The organism is Candidatus Hadarchaeales archaeon, assembly GCA_038823825.1.
In the GTDB taxonomy this organism is placed as follows: domain Archaea; phylum Hadarchaeota; class Hadarchaeia; order Hadarchaeales; family Hadarchaeaceae; genus JAVZGN01.
In genome coordinates this window covers 37,633-50,260 of sequence record JAWBCC010000002.1, presented here as the reverse complement: position 1 = coordinate 50,260, position 12,628 = coordinate 37,633, and the positions used below count along the sequence as shown (strand labels likewise).

Here is a 12,628-nt window from a genome sequence, read left to right as displayed (position 1 = left end):
TTTACAAACTCCCATCTTAAAAGCGTCAACCGATTGGCAGAACGGCGGATTCGATTGCTCCTTTTGGCAGAACCGGAGGCTGCGGGAATTCCCTCGGAATCTCTTTTGGGGACTGCCCGATCCCTATTGTGTTTCCTATCCCAGCAATCAAGATGGTATCCTTAGGTTTCGTTCTCTCGAGAATTGCTCTTTTCACGACTTCGGCCGCTTTCCTTGCGCCCTCGGCAAGCCCTTTGTGCATCTCCGTGATCGACTCGACGAGGGACTCCTTTATGATGACGGCGTCGAGCGGGATACCGAGCTCTGTCGCAATTTCCTCAATCTTGTATTTGTCGACTGGCGGTCCTCCTATCGCCGCACCAACTCCTTCCACGACTTCTCCGCTTCTCTCTCCTTCAAGCTTTGCCGCAGCATCTATCATGATTATTCTGTTTATCTTTCTTTTCTTCGCTAGGCGTCTTATGAGTTCTCCCGGTTTGCCAACCCTGCCTCCAGGCCCTTTCGCCTTAACAACAAGCAAGGTTCGACCTTCAAATGGAACTTCCGCGTAGACTGTATCCTCCACCTCCTCCTTCCACCTGTCCGTATTTGCGATGAGAACGGCCGTCAGCGGACCCACCCCGTCTCCTATCGGCTTTCCTTCCGCGAACGTCCTCGTGGCTCTCGTGAATGCCTTGGCGTATTCCTTCAGGAATGGGAGCTGCATCTGCAGAATCATAACGAGTTGATAACTCTTCGTCTTCTCTGCGAGCAGGCAGTAGTGTTTCATAAGTCGATAAAGTGTGTGGGTCGCGATTGCACCTTCGAGAACCATTTCAAGGTTTGCGGCAGTCTCCTCATCTGCCTTGGGGGAGAGCTTCTTGACCAGGCTCTCAAATCTCTTCTTTCTCACATCCAGTATGTGCTCGAGTCTTCTGAGAACGCCGACTGGATCCTCCCTGACGGGCTCTATCGCGAAAAACTCCAGCGAATTTTCTATTTCCTTCCTTATGTCTCTCTTCGTTCTTCCATGTTTCGAGAATGATCTGAGCGCTATCGCGCGACTCTCTATCGCAAAAGTTTCGATTTCTCTCATGCTTTTTCTGAGCTGACCGATACCCATGCTAGCCTGAAGCGAAAGAAGATGAGGTGTCAGAAGGGTGTAGATAAGACTGAGAACCATCAGTATAATGATTGTTCCCAAGATGTCGATTTCCGGCATATCGATTCGCATAATATCTTTTTTGAAGATGTTCAAAAAGATTATCCCTTAATTTCTCGTTGTAGATTTATTTTTGAAGCGGGGGTGGCCGAGCCAGGTCAAAGGCGCCAGATTCAGGGTCTGGTCCCGTAGGGGTTCGGGGGTTCAAATCCCCTCCCCCGCACCACATTGATCGCTTGCCAAGACCATAATCAAGTTATTTCGTGGAAAATTGTGAGCAGAAAAGCTTGTTTCAGTATGATCAACACTTTCCAAGGAATTAGTTTTTGCTGCTTCAATGTCAAAGAAATCTCAGAAGATCTCCTAGACATTCCAAAACAAAATCTGCCTCCGCACAGTTTTCACTCTCTCTTCTCCGAACGAGCGCCGCCAACATTCCAGCGGCCTTCGCTCCCCTCACATCTGTTGCTATTTTATCCCCCACCATGAGACACTCTTCCGGTTTCAATTTGAGCTTGGCGGCGGCGAGAAGGAATGGTCCGGGATCCGGCTTCACAGCTGGAGTATCTTCCCCAGCTATGACAACAATGTCAAACCATTTCTTAATCTCTAGTTTCTCCAGCCTCCATCTTTTCACACTTGGTGTTCCATCAGTATCCGTCACGATTCCAAGTCGATAACCCCTGTTTTTCAGACTCCCGATCGTTTCCAAAGAATCTGGAAACAGCGTAGATTTCTCACAAACGATTCTCCAGTATTCCAAGGTGAGATTCTCGACGAGATCTTCTGGAAGCGTCACACCCGGCCAGAGCTCGTCGCAAATTCTCCGCCACCACATTTTCCGGTCATACTGTAGATTTGCATGCATTTCCAAATCTATCTGCCGCGATTTCCAAAGAGCTTTTTCGAGATCCTCCGTCCGTCCGACGAAATCGACGAGTTCCCTCACAATCGTCTCGAGCGCAAGGTCCATGGCCAGTCTCGAATCTACTAGCGTGCTATCCACATCGAAAAGGACTCCTCTAATCTTCATGGTTTCCCTTCACCATTTTTATACGTCTACAGAATGCGCACGGGTCTTCCGAAGAAGGCATCCCGCACGAGGAACATTCAACAAACGATGGAAGCTTAACTCCTTCTTCGAGAACGGGTAAAATCCTTTTGACGTGTGATGAGAACAGAGTATGTTTAAATCCGCGCATCTTTCCTTCGATCATCTCGAGCAATTTTTTCCTCTCACGGCTTCTACTTCCGGAGGCGAGAGGACATGGAGCTTCCTTGAATGGGAGTTGATTTTTCAAAGCGTACAGCAAGTTCTCTTTTTCCGTCATCTCAATGAGAGGTTTTATTTTCGTCACAAGCTTTGGGTGGGTTGAGGGGGCGACAGGTCTCAGCCTCACGAGCTGCTGGATATCTCCCTGCACGTAGAGGTTGAAAAGCACCTCAACGGTATCGTCTAGGTTGTGCCCAGTAGCCACTTTCGTGAAACCGTTCTCGAGCGCGATCTTGTTCAGAAGATACCGCTTGATGGTTCCACACGGTGAGCAAATCCTATCCTTGTAAACCGTCTTCTGGAAATCGGGTGTTGTTATTCCGAGTTTTTCCCTCGTGTTGTAAACGATAGAATCCACACCGACTATCCTGGCTAGCTCCCTGAACTTTTGCTCGCATTCCTCGGAATAACCTGGAATTTCTACATTTATGTGAACGGCAGCAATGGAAAGATCGGGAAAAAGTTTTCTTAAAACGAAGAGAAGGGCGGCGCTATCCTTTCCGCCCGAGACCGCAACCGCCACCTTATCTTCCTTTCCAATCATCTTGTACTTTTTGACTGTTTCTCTCACTTTTCTTTCGTAAAAATCCACGAAACACCTGTCGCAGAGGTGCATTCTGGCGTAATCCAGTTCGATTTCAGCCCTTTCGCCACATTTCGAGCAGAGTTTCATCCACATAAACAGAAGCGCTCTCTTTTGTTTATAATGTTTATAAGTTGTAAGGAAAATTGAAAGAGGAAAACGGGGGAAAAGACTTGGGAAGCGTAAAAGATTTGGAAATCGTGGAAAGACCGACTGCAGAAAGAATGGGAGTAGGTCGCTTTCACTTTTCTGACAGATACTCCGTTTTTGACTGGGGCGAGATGCCCGATCTGATCCAAGGAAAGGGTGCGGCCCTCTGTTTGATGGGTTCTTACTGCTTTGAAAGACTGGAGGAGGAAGGGATAAAAACCCACTATCGTGGTCTAATCTCTGGAGGTAGACTTCTCAGGTTTGACGAACTTGAGGAACCAGCAAGCATAATGGAGATAAATCTGGTGAACGTCTACAGGCCGACAACGCGTATAGAGAATGGGAGGCTCGTCTACGATTACGGCATTTTCACCCCAAATCTCGTGAATTTCCTAATCCCGCTTGAGATAATCTACAGGAACGGTCTTCCGGAGGGTTCTTCCGTCTTCCGCAGGTTACAACTTGGTGAGTTGACACTTAAAGAACTCGGTCTTGATCATATGCCGAGACCCGGTGAAAAATTGGAAAAGCCGATATTCGATGTGAGCACAAAGCTTGAAGAAACGGACAGATACATCAACTGGGATGAGGCGAAACGTATAGCTGGTCTTACAGATGATGAAGTCGAAGAAATAAAAGAGCTCCTTTTGAAAGTTGATAACGTAATAACGGGAATAGCATCCAAAGCCGGTCTAGAAAATGAAGATGGAAAAATAGAGCTAGCTTTTGACCAGGAGAGAAATCTGATGGTTGTGGATGTTGTTGGAACGCTCGATGAATGCAGATTCACCTATCGGGGAATCCATGTCAGTAAGGAAGTGGCCAGACAATATTACAAGAAAACCGACTGGTTTAGAGCCGTTGAGGAAGCAAAGAAACTCGCAGAAAAAAAAGGTGTTAAAGACTGGAGAAGCCTGTGTAAAGTTCAACCACCCCATCTGGATCTAGAGCTGAAAGAGATAATAAGCGAGATGTACATGGCTGCAGCGAACGCATTGACCGGGCGGAAGTTCTTCGAGGTTTCGACAATTGACGAAGTCATAAGACATTATCGAGAATACATCCAAAGCAAAGGCTTATAAAGTGCGTTTCTTTTTTTAACCACCTTAGAGATTAAATCCTGTGAAAACCGAGAATTCTCAAGGGTCGGTAAATATGGACATCACAGAATTCATAGGCAGGAGCGTGAATGCCCCGAAATTCTTAGGAATTTTGGAAAGGCAGGGGTGGTTCGTTTCCTACACGATACTCTTGGCGGAAAAACACGTGGAGGATCCGGAAGGAAAGAGGATAGTGGTTGCCGTAGTTTTGCTGGGCGACTATCTCTGGAACATTCAAACGATAAGATTTGAAGAGGTCGTTTACGGGGCGGAGAGAACGAGGAGAAAGAAATTGGAGAATCCTCCTCCAGAAATCGCCGAGAAAATATTGGAAGAAATAAAGCACGCGTTCGAAAGGGCGAAGGAACTCCCAGACCACATAAAGAAGAGACTCGAGGAGTTTAAAGCTCAAACAGCGACCGAAGCAGGCAGTTTTTAAACTTCCTTTTTGAGTTCTCTAGATCTCTCTGCTGCGGCCCGGAAAGCTCTCCTAAAAATCTCGCCTACCTTTCCTTCTTCCAGCACCTTCATGCCCCGCTCTGTCGTTCCACCTCTCGTGCATATTCTGGTGATGAGCTTGCCAGGCTCTCCCGTTTTCAACAGCTCCGCTGCCCCTCTCGCTACCTGTGAGATGATTTGTCGAGCGGTTTCTCTCTCAAACCCCAGCTCTACCGCAGCATCCTCAGCAGCCCTCATCAGCTCGAGGAAGAAGGCTGGGCCGCTTCCGCAGATTGCAGTCGCTGCATCCATTAACTCCTCATCAATCTTAAACATTTTTCCAGCTCCAGCCAAGACTTCCTTCAGAATCCTCTCATCGTCTGCTCTTGTTCTCGAACCGAGCGAATAACAGGCGGTCATCTCACCGATTTCGGCGCAGATGTTTGGCATAACTCTAATAACTCTGGCTCCACAAAGGCGTTCAATTGTTTTCGTGTCAATGCCGGCGGCGATCGAGATCAGTAGCTTTCCGTTGAGTTTCTCAGAAATCTCGGTTAAAACACTTCTAACCACTGCAGGTTTCACAGCCAAGAAAACGATGTCGGACTCTTCCGTCACTTTTTTGTTTTCAGTTGTTGTCGACACCCCAAGATTTTTTGCCAGCTCAAGTTTCTCTTCATCTTTATCGCTGATTAGAATGTTTTCCGGTGCTATTTTCCCCGAGAGCAGAATGCCCTTGGCTAGGGCAAGACCCATATTTCCTGCTCCAATTATTCCAATCTTCATTCGCCTCACCACAAATCTCGCTTGCGGAGTTAATAACCGAGCGGTTACTCGAGCAGATTTACTTTGCGAGCAGCTTTCTGGAGGCGCAATCCTATTCCAATTTTTTCGAACAACTCCTCGTAGTATTTCTTAACATCAACCTCTCTCTTCCCCTCCGCGATTTCTTTCCTCCATGCCTCTAGGAAAAAGTTCTCAAGTCCTAGGAACTCCGCAGCCGAAAGTATTCTTTTTCCCTTTCTCTCAGCGGTTTCAAAGACTGATTTCATTTTTTTTTCTGTAATTTATGTCTCGCAGTATATGATGGTCGAGAACCACCTCTTCCGCCTGTGTCTCCGCAATCGCTCTCTTTAGGTTCTCGTTTGCTGTTTCAAAGGATTTCTGACTCATCCGCCATCCTACGAAGATTGTAGGATACCCGTCCAAAATCATAAATTCTGGGTTTTGTTTAAGAACCCAATCTAGAGCGGCAGGATCCGCAAGGCTCTGAGCATCGGATCCGAAAAGGAAACCGCATTTTTCAATGTAAACCATGACAACGGTTCCGACCTTGCTTCCAACATCGCCATGCCAGACGGCCGGAGAGAAAGAGATTTCGACTCCTTCAACCTCAAAGGTTTTCCCATCCGCCCATTCGATTTTCTTCGCATGGTGCACCGCATTGTCCTCGAAGATTTTACCCCTAACTTTTCCCGACTGATTAATGTTATTCCTTCTATCCTTTGCCATCACGAGTTTCCCACCAAAACATCTTTTGTACATCTCGGAATCGTCCGGAAAAGGATGGTGATCGTAGTGGTAATGGGTGACAGCAACAGCGTCCGCCCTCTCTGCAACGTGCATTATCAGTTGGCGGGCGTAGTCGAGAGCCTCAAACTCTGCATTCGTTGGTCCAAGCCCATATCTAGTCGGTCCGAGCGCGACGCCAGGATCGATGAGGAGTCCAAGTTTCCCGTACTCAAGAAAGGTTGACATACTTCTTACGCCGAAAGAATCGAAAGCTAGTGGGAGCACCTTCATCGGTTAAAACTTTATTTCCAGTTATGATAAAACATCCGCTGCAGATAGGTTTGCAGATGTCTAGCCAACTTTTTGATCCGCTGAAGCTCGCGGAGGAGATCCGCCCGTACGTGGTGAAAAATCATCAACGCAGATATTATAGGGTGGGCAGACCGGGGAGATGGTATGGGGGAATAGCCACCGCCGATTGCACAGGCTGTTGTCTAAAATGTGTCTTCTGCTGGAGTGGCGGTCCGAGAGATAACCCGACGATAGGAGAATTCTTTTCTGCGGAGGATATCTTCAGAAAGCTTGATAGTTGTGCGAAAAAGTTCGGCTACACGCAAGTGAGAGTGAGCGGAAACGAACCAACACTGTCTCCCGACCACCTGCTCGATCTCATCTCTCTAACGGACGAAGCCGGCTACTTATTTATTCTCGAGACGAACGGGATTCTTGTGAACAAAAAATTAGCAAAGAGCCTTGCGAAGTTTGAAAATTTACATGTCAGAGTTTCTCTGAAGGGCACCAATGAGCAGGAATTTTCGATGCTCACAGGGGCGTTTCCAGAGGCTTTTCAGCTCCAGCTTGAAGCTCTCAGAAATCTGTTGGATGAGGGAGTAGCCTGTCATCCTGCCATTATGTTATCTTTCAGCCGAAAAGATGCGTTAGAAGATCTCAAGAAAAGATTGGCCGAGATAGATCGTTCTTTGCCTAGAAAAATCGAAGAAGAATACGTTTTTCTTTATCCACATGTTGTTCGGAGACTGAAGGAGGCGGGAATAAAACCCAGGGTCGCTTACCAGCCGGAGAAAATCCCAAACGAGCTGATATAGTGGATAAAGTTTTTCTAACCTGGAGACTTATCAGAATTTGGTGCCCCGGTAGCTCAGCCGGTCAGAGCGCACGCTTGGTAAGCGTGAGGTCGCGGGTTCAATTCCCGCCCGGGGCTCTAACACGAGTTCTAAAGCTCTGCAGGGTAATTGACAGAGATCGAAAAGCAAGAAAATGAAGGGATAATAAGCCGTGCGCCAAGTTTCTTGACTTAGTCTCCTTGAATATCTGTTGACAAAAATAAGAATTAACTTAGTAATGATATTTTGGTGTTCGAGGATGAGGAGTATCTATCATGGCTTATGCGTGAACTGTGAAGGCGCTATATCGGACGATCGGCTTCTCTGGATGGGTGTCTGCGAAAACTGTGTTGAAAGAACCGAGACGCTAAAAAGCAGGGAACAATTGCTCAAGATTTTGAGAGAGAAAGGGCGTCTCTACTTTGCCGAGGAAATTTTCCTATTCCAGCAGAAGTTTAGAGAGTTTTCTCAGTTCTTCAAGAAAGCGGTTGGACAGAGAATGTGGTCTCTTCAGGAAACGTGGGCTAGAAGAATTCTTTTAAACAGCAATTTCTCCATTGTGGCACCCACCGGTGTTGGAAAAACCGTCTTGGGAACTGTTTCAGCTTTGTATTTTGCGGTCAATGGTAGAAAAAGCTATATAATCCTCCCAACAGCGCTTCTTGTCCAACAAGTTGCGGAAAGGCTGGATGTTTTCTCTAAAAGGCTTGGCGTAAATCCAAGAGTAGTTTGCTATCATGCAGGCATGAGCGATTCTGAAAGACGTGGAGCTCTGGAAAAGGTGGCACGGGGTGAATTTGAAATTTTAATTACAACTGAGAGATTTTTGATTAACCACTTTAAGATTGTCAAGAATAAAACCTTCGACTTCGTTTTTGTGGATGATGTGGATTCTTTCCTCAAGTCTCCGAAAAACATAGACAAGATCATGAAACTTCTGGGTTTCAGCGATGAAATAATCGCCACAGCTTTTAGGATAGTCGAGTTGCGGAGGGAGGCAGGTCGCCTGAGAAGAATGGAGAAATCTCCAGAGCAAATTGTCGATGAAGTTGAAAGGCTTCGAAACCAAATCGAGGAATATAAGCGCCAAAACAAGATAGGATTGCTCGTGGTTTCGGGAGCAACGGTTAAAGCCAAAAGAACAAAGCGGATAAAACTCTTCGAGGAGCTTCTAAACTTCCAGATAGGTTTCCAACCAGAATTCCTCAGAAATATCAAAGATTATTATTTGAAGGCAGAAGCAGGCATGGAGCAGCAAGTCCTGTCACTTATCCAGCGTTTTGGCGGTGGATGTCTTATCTTTGTTCCATCCGTTTTGGGTAGAGAGCACGTGGCTAAGCTCAATGCTTTTTTAAACGCTAACGGCGTCAAGTCCTACGCTTACATGAAGATGGATGAAGAAATGTTGGAAAAGTTTCAAAACGGCGAATATGAGGTTCTTGTGGGTGTTGCCAGCTACAGAAGTCCTCTAGCTAGGGGCATAGATCTTCCGGAGAGAATTCGTTACGTGATCTTTGCCGGTGTTCCGAGAAGCGAGATTCAGCTGAGCTGGAACGAATACAATCCAGTCAAGCTTTTGATGCTCCTCAAAAATATCAGGGAATTCCTCGATGCAAATATTCAAGATAGGGCTAGTCAAGTGATAAACGCTCTCCGGAGCGTCGTACCGGTGAATAAACAAACCGTGGAAATGGTTAAAGAAGCCATAGAAAAGGGAACAACGCTGGAAGGCTTTGACGAACACGTTAGGAGAATCGTTCTAGAAGCTAGAAACTTCTTGAAGGAGGCGATAAACCCGAAGGTTGTTGAAGCGATATCCAAGAGCAAGGAGGTTTCTCTTAAACAGAAAGGCAACGAATTCTATCTCGTTGTAGCAGATCCGGTAGCCTATGTTCAAGCTTCGGGTAGAGCCTCAAGAATGTTTGCGGGCGGTATAACTAGGGGTGCGAGCTTCATCCTAGTTGACGATGAAAAGGCATTTTACGCTCTTAGAAAACAGCTGGAGTTCATGCTCGGCGAATTCTCACCGATTGAGTTCAGCTTTAAGACAGCCGAAAGATGGTTTAAAAAGATAGACGAAGACCGCCAAACCATAAGAGACATTAATGAAGGTCAAATATCGAAAAGGCTTAAGGACTTCATCAAAACGGCTTTGTTGATCGTTGAATCTCCGAAAGGCAAGAACCATTTCCAGATTTTTCGGTAAACCCTTCAAAAGGAAGATTGGAAACGTAACTGTTTTTGAGGTGAGCGCTGGGGAATTTGTGCTCAACATTGTGGCGAGCATGGGGCACATCTATGATCTTGTTTCAGGTGAGGGCTTCCACGGTGTAAAAGTTGAAGGAGGTCGCTTCATACCCATATATGACTTTATAAAGAAATGCCGGAAATGTGGTGAACAATTTACGGGACTCGATTTTTGTCCAAAATGTAAAAGTCAAGAATACTATTCCAAGAAGGAGCTCGTCAAAGTTATGAGGAAAATCGCCCTCGAAGTTAACCGTGTTTTCGTCGCTACAGATCCGGATATTGAAGGAGAAAAGATAGCCTACGACGTTTACTGTTCGCTTTACTCAGTCAATAGGCACATCGAGAGGTTGGAGTTCCATGAAATAACCAAGAAAGCTTTCCTCCAAGCCGTCAAAGAAAGACGAGAAATCAACATAAAAATGGTGGAGGCTCAGCTTGTCCGCCGCATAGAAGACCGCTGGATAGGATTCGAACTAAGCCAAAAACTCTGGGACCGTTTCCAGAACTATAAACTGTCTGCTGGAAGGGTTCAAACGCCAGTCTTGGGCTGGATAATAGAACGAACGAGCGAATCGAGAAAGAAAAAGCGGGTCTTGTCAGCTGTGCTTTCAAACGGCCTAAGGGTTTTCATCGAAAATCCAAAATTGTCGTTTTCACCGAGAAACCTCGCTCTTAAAAACCTCAAAGCCAAAATATCGGCTCTAGTGGAAGAAGAGCACACATTAAATCCACCACCACCTTACACCACAGACACACTACTCCGGGACGCTTCAGCAAAGCTCGGTTTTCCAGCCCCAAAGACAATGATGATTGCTCAAGATTTGTTTGAGATGGGTTTATGCACATATCATAGAACGGATGCCACAACAGTTTCAACGGTAGGTATAGGTATCGCCAAAGAATATATTCAAGAAAGGTATCCATCGCTTTTTGTTCCCCGAAGATATGCTATGGAAGGTGCCCATGAATGTATAAGACCGACAAGAGCCATTGACGTAGAAAGACTGAAAAACTTGATATCTCTTGGACTTTTACGTTTTCCGAAAAAGTTGACGCAAGATCACTTTCAACTCTACGATCTGATATTCAAGCGGTTTATTGCGAGCCAGATGAAAGAGGCTAGAGTCCTCTACCAGAAATTCATGGTTTCGGTGGATGGAAACGAAGTGCATATGGAAAACCCGGTAAGCGTAGTGTCCCAAGGCTTCAATGTTGTGTTACCCGTGAAAACTGCAAATCCAGTGAGAGAAGGCGAGTATGCGATAAAATTTGCAAGGATTTTGAAGCTTCCGGCAGCGAGGCCTTTCACACAGGGCGAAATAATAGCCCTAATGCGGGAAAAAGGAATAGGAAGACCAAGCACATACGCGAAAATCGTGGAGACGATTCTCGAAAGAAACTACGCTATTGATCGAAATAACAAGCTAATAAACACACCGTTGGGCTTTAAGGTTTACATGTATCTCTGTCGAAATTTTGGGAAATACACTTCTGAAGAAACTACGCGAAGGCTAGAATTGCTGATGGATCTGGTTGAGCAAGGCAAAGCTGACTACAACGAAATCTTGAAAGAGCTTTACCAAGAAATCTTGGAAATAAGGAAAGCCCATTGACTAATCAAAATATTTTTTTGCGGTGAAATACCCTGTAGGCTATAGGCGGGATTCAAGCTAAAAACTTTCAGAAAGATCACAATTCGATTGGGACACCTTGTTGCGGGCAGATCATATTTTCAACGTTGGCGAATTTTTTGAAAATTTCGGGTCTTTCGGAGTGAACCATTATGATTTTTCTCGGGCTTAAAGTCTCGATCATCCTTTTTAGATCGAATGGTGAGGCGTGCCCGGATGCGTGTATGTGGACAAGCGGCATACCCAATGTTTCTAACCAATTTTCAAGCTTCTCAAACTCAAACTCTCCTTCTTCGTTCCAGGGTTCGCTCTCTGAATAGATGAAAACAGAACCAACCTCTGGTTTTATGGTGAGCATCTCGAGCATGTCATAGTAAGTTGCAAATAAAAGAACCTCTTGCTGGTGTTCTGAAACCCAAGAGGAATCAACCACTTCATATCTCTCAATCATCTTTTCCTCCCACTTGTATGTTTTTTCCTTCTCTCTTTCGTATATGAGAACATTTTCGTCTCCGAGCGTAAAGGGGAAATCCAACAACCTCTGTCTTATCTCATCACTCAAAACATCTATGAGCATTGCCTGTTTCATTGAGATAATGAACTTTCTACCACTTCTTTTTGCAACGTTGAAGAATGTTTTCATTCTGTCGATATCGACTGGTGAAAAGCTGGCGGCCACGAGTCCGCTTGTCTTTTCGATTATATCTCCGAGTTTTCTTCCAACTTCTTCTTCACTTGATGGCTTGAAACCCACAAGATTTGTTCCTTCAGTTATCAGGACATCCGGATTCTCGGCCATCCTCAGGAACTCTTCGGAGAAGCTTCGCTTGTAGCCGTGAAATCTAATGTCGCCCGTATACACGACTCTTCCCTCCGGTCCATCAATTATGAAACCATACGCTGCTGGGGCAGAATGATCCACATGTACCGGTTTTATTTTGAATTCGTCAACCGAGAGTTCTCGTCCGGTTCTGAAAGGCTGAATGGTGAAGCCTCTACATGGCACGATGCATCTTTGGGGCGAATCCGACAACTTTTCGTTGAATTTTGCCAGTTGATATTTCGAGGATTTCCCCGTGGCATCTCTAGCGGTTATTATTTTCCAAGTTCCTTCTCCAACATAAATGGGTATGGATTCCTTGACGTATCGAATATAATCCATATGATCGAGATGGGCATGCGATATGAAAATTCCGGAAATGGAGGGTTCTATTTCCTCCCAAGGATAAATACCTTCTATATCCGGAAGCAAATGTAAAGAATAAAGATGCTCTGGCTTTCTCGCAGAAAGATACGGTTCATCGAAATAAAGTGATTCTCTAGCAAAACTTCTTCCGAAATCTAGCAAGATTTTGGTTTCTTTTCCCTCTAGAAGGATTTGGTTTCCTCCTATTTCCCCAGCTCCACCGAAAACCGTTATTCGCAC

At 45.6% G+C, this 12,628-nt stretch carries 12 protein-coding genes and 2 tRNA genes; 7 read left to right on the top strand and 7 right to left on the bottom strand.

Annotated features, from left to right (window positions below; genetic code table 11):
* Positions 1 to 25: 25 nt before the first annotated feature.
* On the bottom strand, positions 26 to 1,237 hold the full coding sequence (locus tag QXF64_02740; GenBank protein MEM1689406.1) for a DUF1512 domain-containing protein: 1,212 nt from the start codon (positions 1,235 to 1,237) through the stop codon (positions 26 to 28).
* A 42-nt stretch (positions 1,238 to 1,279) separates the two neighbouring features.
* Here QXF64_02740 and QXF64_02735 point away from each other — a divergent pair.
* Positions 1,280 to 1,367 (top strand) — tRNA-Leu (locus QXF64_02735).
* 114 nt (positions 1,368 to 1,481) lie between these two features.
* Here the strand turns inward: QXF64_02735 and QXF64_02730 are convergent.
* Positions 1,482 to 2,174: an HAD family hydrolase gene (locus QXF64_02730; protein ID MEM1689405.1), complete on the bottom strand. Its 693-nt coding sequence runs from the start codon at positions 2,172 to 2,174 to the stop codon at positions 1,482 to 1,484.
* Positions 2,164 to 3,087: an ATP-binding protein gene (locus QXF64_02725; GenBank protein MEM1689404.1), complete on the bottom strand. Its 924-nt coding sequence runs from the start codon at positions 3,085 to 3,087 to the stop codon at positions 2,164 to 2,166. Before QXF64_02725 ends, QXF64_02730 begins: the two co-directional genes overlap by 11 nt.
* A 56-nt stretch (positions 3,088 to 3,143) precedes the next feature.
* Between QXF64_02725 and purC the strand changes: the two genes are divergently transcribed.
* Both purC and QXF64_02715 read left to right on the top strand, forming a co-directional pair.
* Positions 3,144 to 4,229, top strand: coding sequence for a phosphoribosylaminoimidazolesuccinocarboxamide synthase (purC, locus tag QXF64_02720; protein ID MEM1689403.1), 1,086 nt, complete (start codon positions 3,144 to 3,146; stop codon positions 4,227 to 4,229).
* 73 nt (positions 4,230 to 4,302) lie between these two features.
* On the top strand, positions 4,303 to 4,686 hold the full coding sequence (locus tag QXF64_02715) for a hypothetical protein (GenBank protein ID MEM1689402.1): 384 nt from the start codon (positions 4,303 to 4,305) through the stop codon (positions 4,684 to 4,686).
* On the opposite strand, the gene proC is transcribed toward QXF64_02715, so the two are convergent.
* The 3 genes from proC to QXF64_02700 are packed head-to-tail and all read right to left on the bottom strand — an operon-like array spanning position 4,683 to position 6,488.
* Positions 4,683 to 5,471, bottom strand: coding sequence for a pyrroline-5-carboxylate reductase (proC, locus tag QXF64_02710; GenBank protein ID MEM1689401.1), 789 nt, complete (start codon positions 5,469 to 5,471; stop codon positions 4,683 to 4,685). The two genes, QXF64_02715 and proC, sit on opposite strands and share 4 nt — an antisense overlap.
* Before the next feature lie 44 nt (positions 5,472 to 5,515).
* Entirely contained in the window at positions 5,516 to 5,737 is a 222-nt protein-coding gene (locus QXF64_02705; GenBank protein MEM1689400.1) for a hypothetical protein, read from the bottom strand.
* A complete protein-coding gene (locus tag QXF64_02700) occupies positions 5,721 to 6,488 on the bottom strand; it encodes a hypothetical protein (protein MEM1689399.1) in 768 nt (255 codons plus the stop codon). The genes QXF64_02705 and QXF64_02700 overlap by 17 nt, the downstream gene beginning before the upstream one ends.
* 23 nt (positions 6,489 to 6,511) lie before the next feature.
* Between QXF64_02700 and QXF64_02695 the strand changes: the two genes are divergently transcribed.
* The 4 genes from QXF64_02695 to rgy (QXF64_02680) all read left to right on the top strand — a co-directional run bounded on the left by QXF64_02695 (position 6,512) and on the right by rgy (QXF64_02680) (position 11,184).
* The gene (locus QXF64_02695; protein ID MEM1689398.1) at positions 6,512 to 7,303 is read left to right on the top strand and encodes a radical SAM protein; all 792 of its coding nucleotides are present in this window, start codon (positions 6,512 to 6,514) and stop codon (positions 7,301 to 7,303) included.
* 42 nt (positions 7,304 to 7,345) lie between these two features.
* Positions 7,346 to 7,419 (top strand) — tRNA-Thr (locus QXF64_02690).
* A gap of 161 nt (positions 7,420 to 7,580) precedes the next feature.
* Positions 7,581 to 9,527 (top strand): reverse gyrase, encoded by a 1,947-nt coding sequence (rgy, locus tag QXF64_02685; protein MEM1689397.1) that lies wholly within the window; start codon positions 7,581 to 7,583, stop codon positions 9,525 to 9,527.
* Positions 9,484 to 11,184, top strand: coding sequence for a reverse gyrase (rgy, locus tag QXF64_02680; GenBank protein ID MEM1689396.1), 1,701 nt, complete (start codon positions 9,484 to 9,486; stop codon positions 11,182 to 11,184). Before rgy (QXF64_02685) ends, rgy (QXF64_02680) begins: the two co-directional genes overlap by 44 nt.
* A 76-nt stretch (positions 11,185 to 11,260) precedes the next feature.
* Here the strand turns inward: rgy (QXF64_02680) and QXF64_02675 are convergent, their stop codons facing one another.
* A complete protein-coding gene (locus QXF64_02675) occupies positions 11,261 to 12,628 on the bottom strand; it encodes an MBL fold metallo-hydrolase (GenBank protein MEM1689395.1) in 1,368 nt (455 codons plus the stop codon).

What these genes read in the sequence shown, in the direction of transcription:
- QXF64_02705 (MEM1689400.1), bottom strand. Translation starts at nt 5,737, where the DNA reads ATGAAATCAGTCTTTGAAACCGCTGAGAGAAAGGGAAAAAGAATACTT.
- rgy (MEM1689397.1), top strand. Translation starts at nt 7,581, where the DNA reads ATGAGGAGTATCTATCATGGCTTATGCGTGAACTGTGAAGGCGCTATA.
- QXF64_02715 (MEM1689402.1), top strand. Translation starts at nt 4,303, where the DNA reads ATGGACATCACAGAATTCATAGGCAGGAGCGTGAATGCCCCGAAATTC.
- QXF64_02695 (MEM1689398.1), top strand. Translation starts at nt 6,512, where the DNA reads ATGATAAAACATCCGCTGCAGATAGGTTTGCAGATGTCTAGCCAACTT.
- proC (MEM1689401.1), bottom strand. Translation starts at nt 5,471, where the DNA reads ATGAAGATTGGAATAATTGGAGCAGGAAATATGGGTCTTGCCCTAGCC.
- QXF64_02700 (MEM1689399.1), bottom strand. Translation starts at nt 6,488, where the DNA reads ATGAAGGTGCTCCCACTAGCTTTCGATTCTTTCGGCGTAAGAAGTATG.
- QXF64_02725 (MEM1689404.1), bottom strand. Translation starts at nt 3,087, where the DNA reads ATGAAACTCTGCTCGAAATGTGGCGAAAGGGCTGAAATCGAACTGGAT.
- QXF64_02730 (MEM1689405.1), bottom strand. Translation starts at nt 2,174, where the DNA reads ATGAAGATTAGAGGAGTCCTTTTCGATGTGGATAGCACGCTAGTAGAT.